General features: G+C 71.5%; 18 protein-coding genes. 13 read left to right on the top strand and 5 right to left on the bottom strand.

Going from position 1 to position 17,401, the window contains the following annotated elements; all coding sequences use genetic code 11:
* Positions 1-4 precede the first annotated feature (4 nt).
* From ald to OIE49_RS08945, 6 genes are all read left to right on the top strand, one after another.
* A complete protein-coding gene (gene ald, locus OIE49_RS08970; protein WP_326801852.1) occupies positions 5-1,129 on the top strand; it encodes an alanine dehydrogenase in 1,125 nt (374 codons plus the stop codon).
* Between the two features lie 400 nt (positions 1,130-1,529).
* Positions 1,530-2,666 carry a ParA family protein gene (locus OIE49_RS08965; protein ID WP_100567648.1) on the top strand — a complete coding sequence of 379 codons (1,137 nt, stop codon included), beginning with the start codon at positions 1,530-1,532 and terminating at the stop codon, positions 2,664-2,666.
* Complete coding sequence (locus tag OIE49_RS08960) at positions 2,651-3,226, top strand: hypothetical protein (RefSeq protein ID WP_100567649.1); 576 nt, start codon at positions 2,651-2,653, stop codon at positions 3,224-3,226. Before OIE49_RS08965 ends, OIE49_RS08960 begins: the two co-directional genes overlap by 16 nt.
* Positions 3,227-3,264: 38 nt before the next feature.
* Positions 3,265-4,359: a segregation and condensation protein A gene (locus OIE49_RS08955; RefSeq protein ID WP_326801851.1), complete on the top strand. Its 1,095-nt coding sequence runs from the start codon at positions 3,265-3,267 to the stop codon at positions 4,357-4,359.
* Complete coding sequence (gene scpB, locus OIE49_RS08950) at positions 4,356-5,030, top strand: SMC-Scp complex subunit ScpB (protein WP_326801850.1); 675 nt, start codon at positions 4,356-4,358, stop codon at positions 5,028-5,030. Before OIE49_RS08955 ends, scpB begins: the two co-directional genes overlap by 4 nt.
* The gene (locus OIE49_RS08945) at positions 5,030-6,091 is read left to right on the top strand and encodes a pseudouridine synthase (RefSeq protein WP_100567652.1); all 1,062 of its coding nucleotides are present in this window, start codon (positions 5,030-5,032) and stop codon (positions 6,089-6,091) included. The genes scpB and OIE49_RS08945 overlap by 1 nt, the downstream gene beginning before the upstream one ends.
* Before the next feature lie 168 nt (positions 6,092-6,259).
* Here OIE49_RS08945 and OIE49_RS08940 read toward each other — a convergent pair whose 3' ends face one another.
* Positions 6,260-6,763 carry a Rieske (2Fe-2S) protein gene (locus OIE49_RS08940; protein ID WP_326801849.1) on the bottom strand — a complete coding sequence of 168 codons (504 nt, stop codon included), beginning with the start codon at positions 6,761-6,763 and terminating at the stop codon, positions 6,260-6,262.
* 219 nt (positions 6,764-6,982) lie between these two features.
* Here OIE49_RS08940 and aroH point away from each other — a divergent pair, with 219 nt between their 5' ends.
* The 5 genes from aroH (at position 6,983) to der (ending at position 11,441) form a co-directional block, all read left to right on the top strand.
* Entirely contained in the window at positions 6,983-7,345 is a 363-nt protein-coding gene (gene aroH, locus OIE49_RS08935) for a chorismate mutase (RefSeq protein ID WP_326801848.1), read from the top strand.
* Positions 7,342-8,427, top strand: a complete 1,086-nt coding sequence (locus OIE49_RS08930; RefSeq protein WP_100567655.1) for a prephenate dehydrogenase — start codon at positions 7,342-7,344, stop codon at positions 8,425-8,427. The genes aroH and OIE49_RS08930 overlap by 4 nt, the downstream gene beginning before the upstream one ends.
* 89 nt (positions 8,428-8,516) lie before the next feature.
* On the top strand, positions 8,517-9,212 hold the full coding sequence (gene cmk / locus OIE49_RS08925; RefSeq protein ID WP_326801847.1) for a (d)CMP kinase: 696 nt from the start codon (positions 8,517-8,519) through the stop codon (positions 9,210-9,212).
* Between the two features lie 77 nt (positions 9,213-9,289).
* Positions 9,290-9,889 (top strand): lysophospholipid acyltransferase family protein, encoded by a 600-nt coding sequence (locus OIE49_RS08920; RefSeq protein ID WP_326806175.1) that lies wholly within the window; start codon positions 9,290-9,292, stop codon positions 9,887-9,889.
* Positions 9,890-9,956: 67 nt separating this feature from the next.
* On the top strand, positions 9,957-11,441 hold the full coding sequence (gene der, locus OIE49_RS08915; protein WP_100567657.1) for a ribosome biogenesis GTPase Der: 1,485 nt from the start codon (positions 9,957-9,959) through the stop codon (positions 11,439-11,441).
* 56 nt (positions 11,442-11,497) lie between these two features.
* Here der and OIE49_RS08910 read toward each other — a convergent pair whose 3' ends face one another.
* Both OIE49_RS08910 and OIE49_RS08905 read right to left on the bottom strand, forming a co-directional pair.
* Positions 11,498-11,911, bottom strand: a complete 414-nt coding sequence (locus tag OIE49_RS08910) for a hypothetical protein (RefSeq protein ID WP_326801846.1) — start codon at positions 11,909-11,911, stop codon at positions 11,498-11,500.
* 226 nt (positions 11,912-12,137) lie between these two features.
* Positions 12,138-12,971 (bottom strand): hypothetical protein, encoded by an 834-nt coding sequence (locus tag OIE49_RS08905; RefSeq protein ID WP_326801845.1) that lies wholly within the window; start codon positions 12,969-12,971, stop codon positions 12,138-12,140.
* A 541-nt stretch (positions 12,972-13,512) separates the two neighbouring features.
* On the opposite strand from OIE49_RS08905, the gene OIE49_RS08900 reads away from it, so the two are divergent.
* Both OIE49_RS08900 and OIE49_RS08895 read left to right on the top strand, forming a co-directional pair.
* The gene (locus tag OIE49_RS08900; protein WP_326801844.1) at positions 13,513-14,235 is read left to right on the top strand and encodes a LysM peptidoglycan-binding domain-containing protein; all 723 of its coding nucleotides are present in this window, start codon (positions 13,513-13,515) and stop codon (positions 14,233-14,235) included.
* A 413-nt stretch (positions 14,236-14,648) separates the two neighbouring features.
* The gene (locus OIE49_RS08895; protein ID WP_100567662.1) at positions 14,649-14,864 is read left to right on the top strand and encodes an I78 family peptidase inhibitor; all 216 of its coding nucleotides are present in this window, start codon (positions 14,649-14,651) and stop codon (positions 14,862-14,864) included.
* Positions 14,865-14,903: 39 nt separating this feature from the next.
* Here OIE49_RS08895 and OIE49_RS08890 read toward each other — a convergent pair whose 3' ends face one another.
* Together OIE49_RS08890 and OIE49_RS08885 are read right to left on the bottom strand one after the other, a co-directional pair.
* Positions 14,904-15,935, bottom strand: coding sequence for a phosphatase PAP2 family protein (locus OIE49_RS08890; RefSeq protein WP_326801843.1), 1,032 nt, complete (start codon positions 15,933-15,935; stop codon positions 14,904-14,906).
* A 242-nt stretch (positions 15,936-16,177) separates the two neighbouring features.
* On the bottom strand, positions 16,178-17,380 hold the full coding sequence (locus OIE49_RS08885) for a mannosyltransferase family protein (protein ID WP_326801842.1): 1,203 nt from the start codon (positions 17,378-17,380) through the stop codon (positions 16,178-16,180).
* Between the last annotated feature and the right edge of the window lie 21 nt (positions 17,381-17,401).

Below are 17,401 nucleotides of genomic sequence, written 5' to 3'. Positions count from 1 at the left end.
GACCGTGATCGACGTGAAGGTCGGCATCCCCCGCGAAGTCAAGAACAACGAGTTCCGGGTGGCCATCACCCCCGCAGGCGTGCACGAGCTCGTGCGCAACGGCCACCAGGTCGTCGTCGAGCGGAACGCGGGTGTCGGCTCCTCGATCCCGGACGAGGAGTACGTGGCCGCCGGTGCCCGGATCCTCGAGACCGCGGACGAGGTCTGGGCCGCCGCCGACATGGTGCTGAAGGTCAAGGAGCCCATCGCCGAGGAGTACCACCGCCTCCGCAAGGACCAGATCCTCTTCACCTACCTGCACCTGGCCGCCTCCAAGGAGTGCACGGACGCCCTGCTGGAGTCCGGCACCACGGCGATCGCCTACGAGACCGTCGAGCTCCCCAGCCGCGCGCTGCCGCTGCTTGCCCCGATGTCCGAGGTCGCGGGCCGCCTCGCGCCGCAGGTCGGCGCCTACCACCTGATGCGCGCCGCGGGCGGCCGCGGTGTGCTTCCGGGCGGCGTCCCGGGCGTGCCGGCCGGCGAGGCCGTCATCATCGGCGGTGGCGTCTCCGGCTGGAACGCCGCGCAGATCGCCATCGGTCTGGGCTTCCACGTGACGCTCCTGGACAAGGACATCAACAAGCTCAAGGAGGCGGACAAGATCTTCGGCACGAAGATCAAGACCGTCGTCTCCAACGCCTTCGAGCTGGAGAAGGCCTGCGTCGAGGCCGACCTCGTCGTCGGCGCCGTGCTCGTCCCGGGCGCCAAGGCCCCGAAGCTGGTCAGCAACGAGCTGGTGTCCCGGATGAAGGCCGGAAGTGTCCTTGTCGACATCGCGATCGACCAGGGCGGCTGCTTCGAGGACTCCCACCCGACCACGCACGCCGAGCCGACCTTCAAGGTCCACGAGTCGGTGTTCTACTGCGTCGCCAACATGCCGGGCGCGGTGCCCAACACCTCGACCTACGCGCTGACCAACGCCACGCTGCCGTACATCGTCGAAGTCGCCAACCGCGGCTGGGTGGAGGCGCTGCGCCGTGACGCGGCGCTGGCCAAGGGCCTCAACACCCACGAGGGCAAGGTCGTTTACCGCGAGGTCGCGGAGGCCCACGGCCTGGAGCACGTCGCGCTGGAGTCCCTGCTCGGCTGAGCGGGTCGCCAAGTCGCCAAGGCATGAAAGGCGATACGTCAACTCGTGTCGTCAACCTCGCACGGCCGGCCGGACCTTGTCCCACAAGGTCCGGCCGGATGTGTGTATGGTCACTTCGCCGCACTCGGTCAACTCGCCTCGAACGCAACCATTCGACCGATTCACGCACCGGTGAAACCTGCCGTGCGACGCTCGTACGCCCTTGACAGAGGGATGTTCCATTACCGACACATCGGGCCGGGTCCGGCGGATTGTGTTGCTGCGGACCGCCGACACGCCATAGAGTCGCCAAACGTCGGCATGGTGCCACGCTGACCTGTCTAGAAGTCCCCTGGTCACCAAGGAGGTAAGACGACTTGTGAATGAGTCGACATTTTCTCCCGGGGGTGGTCAACCAGGAATGCCTGCGCCGGGCCAGGGCCCCACGCGGCTCGAGGCTGTCGGCTCCGTCGCTGTGCGCACCTTCGCAGCCCACCAGAGTCACCGGACAACAGGAGTGACTCAGCCAGCACCCCCAAGCATGGATGGCCATCACGTGAACGCCATGGCCGGCGACGGAAGTGGCGCGCCCCACAACCACTTCGCCGACTACGACGAACTGCCCGACGGGCACTTCTACGACCCCGACGCCGAGTACGAGCCCGATCCCGAGTACGCGGCCACGCTCGCGCCCGACGCGGCCCGCCAGCGCCGTGAGCGCATCGGCCCGACCGGACGCCCGCTGCCGTACTTCCCGATCCCGGGTCCGCTGACCGACCACGGCCCCGCGAAGATCATCGCGATGTGCAACCAGAAGGGCGGCGTCGGCAAGACCACGTCGACCATCAACCTGGGTGCCGCGCTCGCGGAGTACGGCCGCCGTGTCCTGCTCGTGGACTTCGACCCGCAGGGCGCGCTGTCGGTGGGTCTCGGCGTCAACCCCATGGAGCTCGACCTCACCGTCTACAACCTGCTCATGGAGCGGGGCATGTCCGCGGACGAGGTCCTGCTGAAGACGGCGGTCCCCAACATGGACCTGCTGCCCAGCAACATCGACCTGTCGGCCGCCGAGGTCCAGCTGGTGAGCGAGGTCGCGCGCGAGTCGACGCTCCAGCGAGCCCTGAAGCCGCTGATGGACGACTACGACTACATCGTCATCGACTGCCAGCCCTCGCTCGGCCTGCTCACCGTCAACGCCCTCACGGCCGCGCACAAGGTGATCGTGCCGCTGGAGTGCGAGTTCTTCGCGCTGCGCGGTGTGGCCCTGCTGACCGAGACCATCGAGAAGGTCCAGGAGCGCCTCAACCCGGAGCTGGAGCTCGACGGGATCCTGGCCACGATGTACGACTCGCGCACCGTGCACAGCCGCGAGGTGCTGGCACGTGTCGTCGAGGCGTTCGACGACCACGTGTACCACACGGTCATCGGACGCACGGTCCGCTTCCCGGAGACCACGGTCGCCGGTGAGCCGATCACCACGTACGCCTCCAACTCCGTCGGTGCCGCCGCCTACCGCCAGCTCGCCAGGGAGGTGCTCGCCCGGTGTCACGCCGAGTGAGTCTGCCGGGGGCCGACGAACTGTTCCGTACGACAGGGGGAATGGCGCTCCAGCCGTCCACTCCCCGACGCCAGGCAGGCGGCGAGGCCCGGGTGCCCGCTCCCGCGGGCGAGAGCGATCCGACCGCCGCGGCCGAGGACGCGCCGCAGTCGGTGCCCGCGCAGGGCGGCGACGGCGAGGGCGCGGAGCACGTGGCGGTGGAGGCGGGGCCGACGGACACGGGCGAGTCCCGCAGCCGGTCCACGACCGCGGAGCGCCCCGCGCGGCGTTCGGCGGCGCCGCAGGAAGGTTCTGCCCCCGCGGCCGAGCAGTCGCGCAAGCGGGGCCGCAGCGCGGCACGCCGGCCGAGCGGCCGCGAACGGCACGACGAGAAGATCACCGTGTACGTGTCCGCCGAAGAGCTCATGGACCTCGAACACGCCCGTCTGGTGCTCCGCGGCGAGCACGGACTCGCCGTGGACCGGGGACGCATCGTCCGCGAGGCGGTCGCCGTGGTGCTGGCCGACCTGGAGTCCCGGGGCGAGGCAAGCATCCTGGTACGGCGGCTGCGCGGACGTTAGCCGTCCGAGCGGGCCGTAGGCGGTAGCCTGCGACGGCCATGACCTCGAACGACGCTCCCACCCCCACCGGCCGACGGCGCGCCCTGGGCCGCGGCCCGGGAACGGCAAGCGACTCCCCGGCCCACCCACCGCCGGCGCCCCAGGACGAGCGTCCCGAACCGCCGGCCGCGCCCGCGGAGCCCATGCCCGCACCCGGGGCTGCCGAGGAGCCTCCCGAGCCCCCGGCGGAACTCCCCGGAGGCGCCCCGGCGGGGCCGTCAACCGAGCTGCCCGCCGAGCCCGCGCCGGAGGCCGGGGACGGGGTGTTCACGGTTCGGCTGGTCAACTTCGAGGGGCCGTTCGACCTGCTGCTGCAGCTGATCTCGAAGCACAAGCTCGATGTCACCGAGGTGGCCCTGTCCAAGGTCACCGACGAGTTCATGGCGCACATCCGGGCCATGGGGCCCGACTGGGACCTGGACCAGACGACCGAGTTCCTGGTCGTGGCCGCCACCCTGCTCGACCTCAAGGCGGCCCGGCTGCTGCCCGCCGCCGAGGTGGAGGACGAGGCCGACCTCGCCCTGCTGGAGGCCCGGGACCTGCTGTTCGCACGGCTGCTCCAGTACCGCGCGTACAAGCAGATCGCCGACATCTTCAGCCGGCGGCTGGACGACGAGAGCCGTCGCCACCCCCGCACCGTAGGACTGGAACCCCACCACGCCGAACTGCTGCCCGAGGTCGTCATCGGCATCGGCGCGGCCCGCTTCGCCGAACTCGCCGTCAAGGCGATGCAGCCCAAGCCCAAGCCGCAGGTGTACGTCGACCACATCCACGCGCCGCTGGTCAGTGTGCAGGAGCAGGCCGGGATCGTGATCGCCCGGCTGCGGGAGCTCGGTGAGGCCGGCTTCCGTGAGCTGGTGGCGGACACCGACGACACACTCACCGTCGTGGCCCGCTTCCTCGCCCTGCTCGAGCTGTACCGCGAGAAGGCCGTGGCCCTGGACCAGGAGACCGCGCTCGGCGAGCTGACCGTGCGCTGGACCGGCGGTGACGGGGACGAGACGCCCACCGTGACGGACGAGTTCGACCGTCCGCCCGAGGTGCCCGAGAAGTCCGAGGAGCCCAAGGAGCCCAAGGAGGAGATGAAGGCGTGAGCGAGGAGACCACCGAACCGTCCGCGGGCCCGTCCACCGTCGCCGGCCTCGACCTGAAGCCCGCCCTGGAGGCCGTCCTCATGGTCGTGGACGAGCCCGCGACCGAGGAGCACCTGGCGAAGATCCTCCAGCGGCCCCGCCGGCAGATCGCGGACGCGTTGCGCGAACTGGCCGACGAGTACACCGTCCAGGGGCGCGGCTTCGAGCTGCGGCTGATCGCCGGCGGCTGGCGTTTCTACACCCGCCCCGAGTACGCGGCCGCCGTCGAGGGCTTCGTCCTGGACGGCCAACAGGCCCGGCTCACCCAGGCCGCCCTGGAGACCCTCGCCGTGGTCGCCTACCGCCAGCCGGTCAGCCGCAGCCGGGTCTCGGCCGTCCGCGGAGTCAACTGCGACGGCGTCATGCGGACCCTGCTCCAGCGCGGTCTGGTCGGGGAGGCGGGCGCGGAACCCGAAACAGGTGCGATCCTGTACAGGACGACGAACTACTTCCTGGAGCGGATGGGCCTGCGCGGTCTGGACGAACTCCCGGAGCTCGCGCCCTTCCTCCCGGAGGCGGAGGCGATCGAGGCCGAGACCCAGGAGGGCGTACCGTCGTTCGACCCGGACGCTCCCGATGACGCGCCGGGCGCAGACGGCGACCACACGACGAAGACGACGACGGAACTTTGATGCGAAGCAGCGGCAGCGGCAGGAACGGCGGGCGCGGCAACCACCGCGGTGCCGGCGACAACAGGGACGAGCGGCAGGGGCAGGGCCGCCCCCGCAAGCCCCGACCCGAGGAGCGCCGCTACGACGTCGGCCCCGGCGCGACGAAGGACGGCCCGAAGGCAGGGCGCGGCGGATCCGCGCGCGGCGGGGTCAAGGGCGGCCCCAAGCAGCCCCAGCAGGGCGGCCGTACGGCTCCGGCCCGCTCCCGCGAGTACGAGACGCGGATGGAGGAGCGCAACCGCGACCGGTACGCCGGCAAGAAGGACGTCAAGCTGCCGAAGACCTTCCCGGGCGCCGAGCAGGAGGGCGAGCGGCTGCAGAAGGTGCTCGCCCGCGCGGGGTACGGTTCGCGGCGCGCCTGCGAGGAGCTGATCGAGCAGGCCCGGGTCGAGGTCAACGGCGAGATCGTCCTGGAGCAGGGCCGCCGGGTCGACCCGGAGAAGGACGAGGTCAAGGTCGACGGGCTGACCGTGGCCACGCAGTCGTACCAGTTCTTCTCGCTGAACAAGCCCGCCGGTGTGGTCTCCACCATGGAGGACCCGGAGGGCCGCCAGTGCCTCGGTGACTACGTCACCAACCGCGAGACGCGCCTCTTCCACGTGGGCCGGCTCGACACCGAGACCGAGGGCGTGATCCTGCTCACCAACCACGGCGAGCTGGCGCACCGGCTGACCCACCCGAAGTACGGCGTGCGCAAGACCTATCTCGCGCACATCGTCGGCCCCATCCCGCGGGACCTGGGCAAGCAGCTCAAGGACGGCATCCAGCTGGAGGACGGCTACGCGCGCGCGGACCACTTCCGGGTGGTCGAGCAGACCGGCAAGAACTACCTCGTGGAGGTCACCCTTCACGAGGGCCGCAAGCACATCGTCCGCCGCATGCTCGCGGAGGCGGGTTTCCCGGTCGACAAGCTGGTCCGCACCGGCTTCGGACCCATCACCCTGGGCGACCAGAAGTCCGGCTGGCTGCGCCGCCTGTCGAACACGGAGGTCGGCATGCTGATGAACGAGGTCGACCTCTAGACCTCGTCAGGACGTCCGAGCCGTCCGGGCCCTCCGGGCCCCGAACGGCTCAGCCGTCTCCCCGGCAGGCCGACGCGTGGCGGACACGGCGCAGAGAGTCCGCCACGCGTCGGTGATCGGGCTCCACGGGGAGCGGGCGCGGTGATCACGCCCCCGCGGCGCGGATCCTCACAGCAGGCGGACGGAGTTTCCCTCGATCTTGATCTGCTTGACGGGGAGCGGCCTGACGGCCGGGCCGTGGGCCACCGAGCCGTCGGTGACGCGGAACCTGCTGCCGTGGCAGGGGCAGTCGATGGTGCCGTCGGCCACCCTGTTCACCGTGCAGCCCTGGTGGGTGCAGATCGCCGAGAAGGCCTTGAACTCGCCCTTCTCCGGCTGGGTGACCACGACCTTCTGCTGCGCGAAGACCTTGCCCCCGCCCACCGGGATGTCGGCCGTGCTCGTCAACTCACGCCCGGCGGCGGTCCCCTCCGTGGCCGGGGAGGTCGCCGCCGGGTGGGACGTCTCCGAGGTGGGCGACGCCCCCGTGGGGGAGGCCGTCTCCGGGGGAGAGGTGGCCTCGGAGGCGGGTGACGCCTCCGAGTTGCTGCTGCCGGTCTTGCCGCAGCCCGCCGCCACGAGCGCCGCCGCACTCGTGGCGAGCACCGTGCGCCGCGTAGAGCCCTGGGTCATGTTTCATCACTCCGGGGGTTCCGGGGGAGGGGAAGAGCTCCGAGCGGAGCAGCAGCATTTTCGCATCGAACACCATGAAGTCGAAGCAAATCGGGGCAGTACGCGATAAACCACCCGTTTCACTTGTTGTCTCAGCGGGCGGGCGCCGCCCACCCGTCCCACGCGGTCTGACTAGGCTGGATGCCCGAGACCCGATTCACCTCAGCAAGGAGCAGCGCCGTGGCGGTACGAGCGGTCCGGGGAGCCGTCCAACTCGAACGGGACGAGGCCGGCCACATGGACGAGCAGGTGGGGGCGCTGCTCACCGCCGTCCTGGAGCGGAACGGCCTGAGCGTCGACGACCTGATCAGCATCTGGTTCACGGCCACCCCCGACCTGCACAGCGACTTCCCGGCCGCCGCGGCCCGCAAGCTCGGCATCGTCGACGTACCGCTGATCTGCGCCCAGGAACTGGACATCGCGGGAGCCATGCCCCGCGTGGTCCGCGTCCTCGCGCACATCGAGTCCGACCGGCCGCGCGCCGAGATCGCGCACGTCTACCTCGGCGCCGCGGCCGCCCTGCGCAAGGACATCGCCCAGTGAGAAACGCACTCGTCATCGGCACCGGGCTGATCGGCACCTCCGCCGCCCTGGCCCTCGCCCGGCGCGGGGTGGTCGTGCACCTCGTCGACCACGATCCGGAGCAGGCCCGCACGGCGGCGGCGCTCGGCGCGGGCACGGACGCGGCCCCCGACGGCCCGGTCGACCTCGCCGTGGTCGCCGCGCCGCCCGCGCACGTGGCGGGAGTGCTCGCGGGCGCCATGCGCCGGGGCGCGGCCCGCGGCTACCTGGACGTGGCCAGCGTCAAGGGCGGCCCGCGCCGCGAGCTGGAGTCGATGGGCCTGGACCTGTCCGGCTACATCGGCACGCACCCCATGTCGGGCCGCGAGAAGTCGGGTCCGCTGGCGGCGACCGCCGACCTCTTCGAGGGCCGCCCCTGGGTGCTCACCCCCACCCGGGACACCGACACCGAGGTCCTCAACCTCGCCCTGGAGCTCGTCTCGCACTGCCGGGCGGTCCCGGTCGTCATGGACGCCGACGCCCACGACCGTGCCGTGGCGCTCGTCTCCCACATGCCCCACCTGGTCTCCAGCCTGGTCGCCGCGCGCCTGAAGAACGCGGAGGAGGCGGCAGTACGGCTGTGCGGGCAGGGCATCAGGGACGTGACCCGGATCGCGGCCTCCGACCCGCGGATGTGGATCGACATCCTCTCCGCCAACCCGGGACCGGTCGCCGACCTGCTCTCCGACATCTCCGTCGACCTGGAGGAGGCCGTGCAGGCCCTGCGCGCCCTCCAGTCCTCCGACGAGGCCAAGCGCCGCGAGGGCGCCACCGGTATCGAGGACGTGCTGCGGCGGGGCAACGCCGGCCAGGTCCGGGTCCCCGGCAAGCACGGGTCCGCGCCGCGGGTGTACGAGGTCGTCGCGGTCCTCATCGACGACCAGCCCGGGCAGCTGGCCCGCATCTTCGCGGACGCGGGGCTGGCCGGGGTCAACATCGAGGATGTGCGCATCGAGCACGCCACCGGGCAGCAGGCCGGTCTGGTGCAGCTCATGGTCGAGCCGAAGGCGGCACCGGTCCTCACCTCGGCCCTGAGGGAGCGGGGCTGGTCCATCCGCCAGTAAGAGGGCGTCCGGGAAGCCAGTAACCTTGTGCGGGGCGCCCTCGCGTCCCGCACACCACCCACCACCCTTCACCAGGAAGGTGCCCCGCTGTGGAAATCGGCGCCGCCCGGACCGCCCTGCCCGTGATCGTTGCCATCGACGGCCCCTCCGGCACGGGCAAGTCGAGCACATCGAAGGCCGTGGCCACGCAGCTCGGCCTGAGCTACCTGGACACCGGCGCCCAGTACCGGGCGATCACCTGGTGGATGGTGACCAACGGGATCGACATAGAAGACCCCACCGCGATCGCCGCGGTGGCCGGCAAGCCCGAGATCGTCTCCGGCACCGACCCCGCCCACCCGACGATCACCGTCGACGGCGTGGACGTGGCCGGTCCGATCCGCACCCAGGACGTCACCTCCAAGGTCAGCGCGGTCAGCGCCGTACCGGAGGTGCGGACCCGGATCACCGAGCTCCAGCGCTCGCTGGCCACGTCCGCCGAGACGGGGATCGTCGTCGAGGGCCGCGACATCGGCACCACCGTGCTGCCCGACGCCGACCTGAAGATCTTCCTCACCGCCTCCCCCGAGGCCCGCGCCGCCCGGCGCAGCGGTGAGCTCAAGGGCGTCGACGTCCACGCCACCCGCGAGGCCCTGGTCAAGCGGGACGCGGCCGACTCCAGCCGCAAGACCTCCCCGCTGGCCAAGGCCGATGACGCGGTCGAGGTGGACACCACCGAGCTGACGCTGGCGCAGGTCGTCGAGTGCGTGGTCACCCTCGTCGAGGAGAAGCGGGCGGCGAAGTGAGCCGTCCGCCGGAGCCCGCGGCGGTCCCTCCGTCGGAGCGCGGCGCCGACGTCGGCCGGCGCATCGGCGTCGGGCTGATGTACGGGCTGTGGCGCCCGCGCGTGCTGGGTGCCTGGAAGGTGCCCGCCACCGGCCCGGTGATCCTCGCGGTCAACCACGCGCACAACGTCGACGGCCCGATGGTCATGGGCGTGGCACCCCGGCCGGTGCACTTCCTGATCAAGAAGGAGGCGTTCGTCGGCCCGCTCGGCTCGTTCCTGACCGGCATCGGCCAGCTCCAGGTGGACCGGCACTCCGCGGACCGTTCGGCGATCACACGGGCGCTCGGTGTCCTGAAGCAGGGCGGCGTCCTCGGGATCTTCCCCGAAGGCACCCGGGGTGACGGCGACTTCGCCTCGCTGCGGGCCGGGCTCGCCTACTTCGCGGTCCGCAGCGGCGCCCCGATCGTCCCGGTGGCCGTGCTGGGAAGTTCCGAGCAGCGCGGACGGTTGATAAAGGGGCTGCCTCCGCTGCGCCACCGGGTCGACGTAGTCTTCGGCGAACCGTTCGAAGCGGGCGACGACGGCGGGCGGCGTACGCGCCGGGCCCTGGACGAGGCCACCGAGCGCATCCAGAAGCAGCTCACCGACCACCTGGAAAACGCCAGGCGCCTGACCGGGCGCCAGGGCGACACTTGAGTAGTGGAGCACCGCGAACCGGCGGTGGTTCACCGATCACCACGATGAACGACGAGGTACGGACTTCATGAACGACGACATCCAGCCCGACGGCTCGGCAGAGCACGAGTACGAGCACGGGGCGCTCGGCGACGCCGAGTACGCGGAGTTCATGGAGCTCGCCGCGGTAGAGGGCTTCGACGTCGAGGACGTCGAGGGCGCCATCGAGGCCGCCGGACACGGCCCGCTGCCCGTCCTCGCCGTCGTCGGTCGCCCCAATGTCGGCAAGTCGACTCTGGTGAACCGCATCATCGGCCGCCGCGAGGCGGTCGTCGAGGACAAGCCGGGCGTCACCCGCGACCGCGTCACCTACGAGGCCGAGTGGGCGGGCCGCCGCTTCAAGGTCGTCGACACCGGCGGCTGGGAGCAGGACGTCCTCGGCATCGACGCCTCTGTGGCCGCGCAGGCCGAGTACGCCATCGAGGCCGCCGACGCCGTGGTGTTCGTCGTCGACGCCAAGGTCGGCGCCACCGACACCGACGAGGCCGTCGTACGGCTCCTGCGCAAGGCGGGCAAGCCGGTCGTGCTGTGCGCCAACAAGGTCGACGGCCAGAGCGGCGAGGCGGACGCCACGTACCTGTGGTCGCTCGGCCTCGGCGAGCCGCACCCGGTCTCGGCCCTGCACGGCCGCGGCACCGGCGACATGCTGGACCGCGTCCTGGAGGCGCTCCCCGAGGCGCCGCGCGAGACGTTCGGCGGGGGCGGCATCGGCGGCCCGCGCCGGGTGGCCCTGATCGGCCGCCCGAACGTCGGCAAGTCCTCGCTGCTGAACAAGGTGGCGGGCGAGGAGCGCGTCGTCGTCAACGAACTGGCCGGCACCACCCGCGACCCGGTCGACGAGCTGATCGAACTGGGCGGGAAGACCTGGAAGTTCGTCGACACCGCCGGCATCCGCAAGCGTGTCCACCTCCAGCAGGGCGCCGACTACTACGCCTCGCTGCGCACCGCGGCCGCCGTCGAGAAGGCCGAGGTCGCCGTCATCCTGATCGACGCCTCCGAGTCCATCTCGGTGCAGGACCAGCGGATCATCACCATGGCAGTGGAGGCGGGCCGCGCGCTCGTCATCGCCTACAACAAGTGGGACACCCTCGACGAGGAGCGCCGCTACTACCTGGAGCGGGAGATCGAGACCGAACTCGCGCAGATCGCGTGGGCCCCGCGTGTCAACGTCTCGGCCCAGACCGGGCGGCACGTGGAGAAGCTGGTCCCGGCGATCGAGGCGGCGCTGGCCGGCTGGGAGACCCGGGTGCCGACCGGCCGTCTGAACGCCTTCCTCGGCGAGCTGGTCGCCGCCCACCCGCACCCGATCCGGGGCGGCAAGCAGCCGCGCATCCTGTTCGGCACCCAGGCCGGCACCAAGCCGCCGCGGTTCGTGCTGTTCGCCTCCGGGTTCATCGAGGCGGGCTACCGGCGGTTCATCGAGCGACGGCTGCGCGAGGAGTTCGGCTTCGAGGGCACGCCGATCCACATCTCGGTGCGGGTGCGCGAGAAGCGCGGCGCGAAGAAGAAGTAGCGGTGACGGCGAAGGGGCGGCCCCTGGACAGGGGCCGCCCCTTCGCCGTCGGCGGATCAGATTCCGCCGCGCCGTGCGGGCGGCAGGGCCGCCGGGACGTGGTGCATCCCGGTGTCCTGCCGGCCGATCGTCCCGACCCGCTGCCACTGCGCCTGCTGCCGGCCCGTGACATGGCGGGTGCCGTAGGCCCCCAGGCTGTAGGCGCCGTACACGGTGGAGCCCGTGTCGTGCGGCAGGTTCCCGAACGCTACGAAGCCCAGATCCTCCTCGCCACTGCGGTCGCCCGGCAGGGTCCGGTAGGACTTGACGAACTCGGCGTAGAGAGCGTCGTAGATCGGCGTGGCCGAGAGGCCGCCGTGATGATCCTGAGGCGCCCGCGCCGGTGGTACCTCCCTGCCCGAGCGCAGTCGAGAGCTCGGGGAAGGGATCGGCGGGTAGGACTGGCGGCGGGGAACGTCATATGCGTGCACGTATCTCCAAACGACCCCGAATCGGAAGGGATGCGGCTAGGGTCTTTCGTTTGGATCAGGCCGGATCAGGGAGCGGGGTCTGGTGCCGTGGATCGCAAGGCGGAGGAGGGCGGCAGGGCGGAGCCCTGCCAACCGACGACAACGCGGCTGGGGGTGCCCCCTGCTCGAAGAGCTTGGGGGAGCGGTGCCAGACCCTGCGAGCCCGGCCTGATCCAAACGAGAGGCCCTAGGTCCCCGCGAGCGGCAGGGTCGCCGCGACCAGCCGCCCGCTCGCCGCGGCCTTGTCCAGCGCGTCCCGCAGCAGGTCCTCCCGCGGCTGGCGGCCGATGGACCCGACCGGCGCGGCGAACATGATCACCTGCTGGTGCTTGTTGGCGGCCGCCCGCCAGCCGTCGGTGACCTGGAGCGGCTGGTGAGCCTGCCACCAGGCCACCGGCTGGCCGCCGCCCGCCTGGGGCTGGAGGACCGCGTGCAGTTGCCCCATGGCGAGCAGCACCGACCAGCCGTGCAGCACCGGCGGCACGGCGGCGAGTTCGGTCACCGGGACGTAGCCCTGCTCGACGAGCAGCGTTAGGAACTCGTCGCCGGTGCCCAGCGAGCCCGGACGCACGATGGGCGCGGTCGGCTCGACGACCAGGGCGGGGTGCAACTCCCCGGTGATCAGGACGAGTCCGCTGGTCACCCCGAGCACGGCCTGCTCCGGCACCGCCATCTGGGGCGCGGCCTGCTGGGCCGTGGACCACTGGGGCGGGGCCTGCTCCGGCACCCTGCCGGAGGGGTTCGTGTCCGAGTGGATGGAGCGGACCGCACCCCGCAGCTGGTCCTCGGTGACCTGGACGACCTGCGAGGGCAGGCAGGTGGCGTGGGCGAAGGCGAGGACGGCGGTCTCGTCCCCGACGAACAGGACGGTACTGGTGCGCTCCAGTTCGGAGTCGCCGGGAGTGCGGCAGGAGGTGCAGTCGTAACTGCCCGGGGCGTTCTGTCCGGCGAGCAGCCGGTCGGCCTCTTCGTCGCCGATCTCGGCGCGTACGGCGTCACTGACGTCGAGCATGCGCGGCACGGGTGGCTCCCTCGGGATGCGGTACGTGGCGGAGCCGGGTGGCTCCCGGCCCATGAACCGGGAGGGACCCGGCTCATGAAGAAGACAACGGGCGATCTGTGGCGGGAGTCACGCCCTCCGGCGAACGGAATCGAACCATCCCGTGCGGAGGGTGACGCGCGGTGCGGAATCCGGCACTCACGGTCAACTGCCCCCAAGTTCAAGGGGGTTGGGTGGGTGAAGTGAGTCACAGATCGCCGGTGCTGGTGGTCGAAAAATCAGGAAATCAGCGAATTAAGTGGGTGGCCGAAAATTTCCGCTACCACCGGTAACTGTGAACTGGCCTGGCAGAACGGGCCGTTGGTTGCTCCGGACTCCGCCCGCTCCTTACATTCCTCAGCCATGTGCAACGAGCACCGCTCGGGAACGTCCGCCGACCGCACCGGGCCGAGTACGACTCGGCCCGGCCTCGTGCGGCGGACGGGGCGAGCGCGCCGACCGCGTCCATGCGCGGCGGGCGTGCCCGGCCTGGGGGACCCCGGGTGTTTCGAGAGGGATCCACATGTCCGAATGTGCCGATAAGAGCCACGACACCATGCGCGACAACGCCCGCAGGGCACGGACGACGGCGGCTCTCGCCGGGGCGGCGCTGCTCGCCCCGCTCGGGCTGCTGGCAGCCACCGGCAACGCCCACGCGGCGGACGGCGGCGTGTGGGACCGCATCGCCCAGTGCGAGAGCGGCGGCAACTGGCACATCAACACCGGCAACGGCTACTACGGCGGGCTCCAGTTCGCCGCCGGCACCTGGCGCGCCTACGGCGGCACGGCCTACGCGCCCACCGCCGACCAGGCCTCCAGGGACCAGCAGATCGCCGTCGCCACCAGGGTCCAGCAGGCCCAGGGCTGGGGGGCATGGCCGGTCTGCTCGGCCAGGGCCGGGGCGTACGGCGGCGCACCCGCGGCCGGATCGGGTACGGAAAGGACCGCGACCACCGGATCGGCGCACAGCACACGGAAGTCGGTGAACAAGCCGGTCCAGGAGGGCGACCGGTCAAGGGCACGGAACGCGGTTCCGCCGCGGCGGCCGTCGACGGCGCCGGCACGCGAGGCGGGCCACACCAACCGCGGTGCCTCCCGCGGCGAGCACATCGTTCGCGCGGGTGACACGCTGAGCGGCATCGCCGCCCGGCACGGAACCACCTGGCAGCGGCTGTACGCCGTCAACAGGTCCGTCATCGGCGACGATCCCGATCTGATCGTGCCCGGCCAGCGCCTCGAGATCTGAGCCGTTCCGGCTCGCGCCACGGGCACCAGGCCCCGTCCGGTCAACCGACCGGGCGGGGCCTTCGGCAGTCCGGCAGGGCACCGGCTCCGGCAGCGGAACAGCCGAATTCCTGTGCCGTGCCCGCTCCCTGGTGCGGCCGCGGATTCCGAATGCGCGGCAGTCCCGGGGAGGTCGGGGAACGCTTCTCCCGGCGCATTCGGCGGGGCTTTTCCCGGTGCTGCACCGGCTGCCGGAAATTGTGTGTGTACGACTGCGGAGGACGGGCTGAACCGCCCGTACGTGTGACGCAGCGAGACCGCTTCGGACGTGGGGACCTGTGACAGAAGCGTGACAGGAGGGACTGGAGCCATCGAAGTGACCCGTGTGTACGGGGCGGGCTTTCCCCGAGGCGGTCCGGCACCTAGCGTGGCGGTATGGCACCGAATCCCACTCCGCCCGCGGAACCCCAGGACAACCCCGACGCCTACGTCGGCCTCGAGGCCGGACAGGCCGAACGGCTCGCGCGCGAACGTGGCTGGAGCACGGTGCGGTCACTGCCGCCGGGCGCGATCATCACCATGGAGTACCGGTTCGGGCGGCTGAACTTCGAGGTCAGGGACGGCCGCGTGGCTCGGGCCTGGAAGGGCTGAACCGCCGCGGGCGCTCGCAGCCCCCACGGCGGTCCTTCGTCAACTGCCCGTCAGGGGGCGCGCCGCCGAGGCCGTGTTGCGCGTGACGCGCTCGGCGTGCGGCGGTCTGCGGCTGCCGGCCGGGGTGACCGGGGTGCGCTCCGAGCGGCCCGTGTGCCGGCCCTGGGCGAGGTGGGCCGGCGTCCGGGACGCGCGTCCCGCGCCGACCGTCTCGTGGGCCGCCGGGGACTCGTCCGCGGCCGGGGCACGCGGGGTGAGCACGACGGGGGCGCCGACCGGTGAGGCGGGCGCGGGCACCGGTGCCCGGCGGCCGCGACGGGCGCGCCAGCGGTCGCGCAGGTCGAACAGGGCGACCTCGGTCCGGGCGATCAGCGGCTCGAACCACGGCAGCGCCAGCAGGATCAGCAGCCCCGCGGCCCAGCCGAGGAGCACGTCGCTCAGCCAGTGCGTACCCAGGTAGACCGTGGTCAGGCCGACGCCGAGCGCCGTCACCGCGGACAGTGCCGACAGCCAGCGGCGCGCCCTCGGGGTGGAGGCCAGATAGGCCAGGATGCCCCAGGTCACCACGGCGTTGGCGGTGTGGCCGCTGGGGAATATATCGCCGCCCAGACCCATCTCGTTGGAGCCGATGACGGTCGCGTAGTGCGGTCCCAGACGCCCCATGCCGATCTTCGCGGCGCCGACCGTGGCGTTGAGCAGCAGCAGCGAGGCGGCGAGGGTCAGCAGCGGGCGCAGTGTGTGCTGCCGCCAGGAGCGCCAGCCCAGCCACGCGCACACCATCACGGCGGTGGGGCCGCGCTGGCCGAGCACCACGTAGTAGTCGAGGAACGCGTGGATCTGCGGCCACTGCTGGTACGGCCGGAAGAACATGACCTGCCAGTCGAGCCGGACCAGCCACGAGGTGGTGATCACGGCCCAGACGATCGCCAGGTAGAAGGCCAGGGTCGCCGAGAGGAGCACGAACCGGTGGCGGCTCATTCGCGGCATGTCGATGTGCGCCGGCCGTTGCGGCTCACGGTCCAGCCTGGCGAACACCCGGTCCAGGCGGGTGAGGGTTCGTTCGGTACGCACCCAATCGACGTTACAGCGAGTGAGGTGTGTTCCCTGACGACGCACGTGATTTGTGATGACCACGTGATGTGGGATTGCTCTCAACGGGGCTTTATATCCACGGAATCCGCAATCACTAACGAACCCGTCCCGCATTTCCTTTGATCATTCCGGCGGATGCTTATGCGGCGCTTATGAATGCGTTGATGCATCGACCGAACACCGGGATGAAATTCCGCGCGCCCTCGGCAGGACGGACCCGGTCACGGAGGACCGGAGCCGTTCAGCCAGAACGCCCCGTAGACCGCCGAGGCCACCGCGACGGCGCCCACGATCAGCGCCGCCCGGGCGACGCGCGTCCGGGCGAGCGCCGACGCCAGCGGCAGCAGGAGCGGGAAGGCGGGCAGCAGCAGACGCGGCTTGGAGCCGAAATAGCTCGACGCGCACAGGGCGAGCGCGGTCACCACTCCCGAGTACACCAGCAGCGCGAGCGGTTGCCGCTGCCGTACGCCGACGATGTACAGCCGGATCACCGCGGCGACCCCGGCGATCAGCGCGATCCCGGCGAGGGCCGAAGGGAAGGACGTGAACTTGTCGGCGACGAAGCGGGCGAAGGCGTACCCGCCGTCGAAGCCGTTGCGCCAGCCGGCCTGGACGTCGAGATAGCCGAAGGGGCCCTTGCCCGTGCGGTGGCCGACCCACAGGACGTATCCGGCGGCGCCGAGCGGGGCGAGCGCCATGCCGAGCAGACGGCGGGCGGTGGCGTGCCCGGCGACGGCCGGGGAGCGAACCGTGTCCCGTGCGCCGTCCGCCGCCGTCGCGCTCCGGTCTCCCACGAACGAGGCAAGCGCCGCCGTCCACACCGCGGCGACCACCGCGAGACCCACCGGCCGGGTCAGCCCCGCCAGCAGTGCCAGCGCACCCGCGGTCACCCAGCGGCCGGTGAGCACCGCGTACAGCGCCCAGGCGGCGAGCGCCGTGAACAGCGACTCGCTGTAGGCCATCGACTGCACGATCCCGACCGGCAGCACCGCCCACAGCAGTGCCGCGGCGACGCCGGCCTCGCGGCCGTACACGTGATCGGCCACCGCGAAGATCCCCCAGGCCGCGGCGAGCGAGGCGAACAGGCTGACGGCGAAGCCCGCGTCGGCGTACGACAGCGGGCTCACTGCGGCGAGCAGCCGTTCCAGCCAGGGCAGCAGCGGGAAGAAGGCCAGATTCGAGTGCACGTCACCGTTCGGCAGGCGTATCTCGTAGCCGTAGCCGCCTCCGGCCACCCCGGTGTACCAGAGCGAGTCCCAGCGGGCGGTCAGCAGTGTGTACCAGCTCTTGCCGCGCTCGGCGCTCCACAGAGCCAGGGTTATCAGGCCCAGCGTGCGCACGGCGGCGTACCCGAGGAGAGCCGGGGCGGCCCGCCGCAGGGCCCCGGCACGTACACCCGCCACGTGCGTCGCAAGATCGCTCACGGACTCGATTATCGGCGCTGC

Source organism: Streptomyces sp. NBC_01788 (genome assembly GCF_035917575.1).
GTDB lineage: Bacteria > Actinomycetota > Actinomycetes > Streptomycetales > Streptomycetaceae > Streptomyces.
The sequence above is the reverse complement of the archived record's forward strand: the minus strand, read 5'-3'. Positions and strand labels throughout refer to the sequence as shown.

Bases quoted from the DNA above. Each gene is read 5' to 3' on its own strand.
- OIE49_RS08900 (WP_326801844.1), top strand. From the start codon at position 13,513: ATGTCCGAATGTGCCGATAAGAGCCACGACACCATGCGCGACAACGCC.
- OIE49_RS08920 (WP_326806175.1), top strand. From the start codon at position 9,290: ATGTACGGGCTGTGGCGCCCGCGCGTGCTGGGTGCCTGGAAGGTGCCC.
- OIE49_RS08895 (WP_100567662.1), top strand. From the start codon at position 14,649: ATGGCACCGAATCCCACTCCGCCCGCGGAACCCCAGGACAACCCCGAC.
- OIE49_RS08965 (WP_100567648.1), top strand. From the start codon at position 1,530: ATGCCTGCGCCGGGCCAGGGCCCCACGCGGCTCGAGGCTGTCGGCTCC.
- OIE49_RS08940 (WP_326801849.1), bottom strand. From the start codon at position 6,763: ATGACCCAGGGCTCTACGCGGCGCACGGTGCTCGCCACGAGTGCGGCG.
- der (WP_100567657.1), top strand. From the start codon at position 9,957: ATGAACGACGACATCCAGCCCGACGGCTCGGCAGAGCACGAGTACGAG.
- OIE49_RS08945 (WP_100567652.1), top strand. From the start codon at position 5,030: ATGCGAAGCAGCGGCAGCGGCAGGAACGGCGGGCGCGGCAACCACCGC.
- OIE49_RS08955 (WP_326801851.1), top strand. From the start codon at position 3,265: ATGACCTCGAACGACGCTCCCACCCCCACCGGCCGACGGCGCGCCCTG.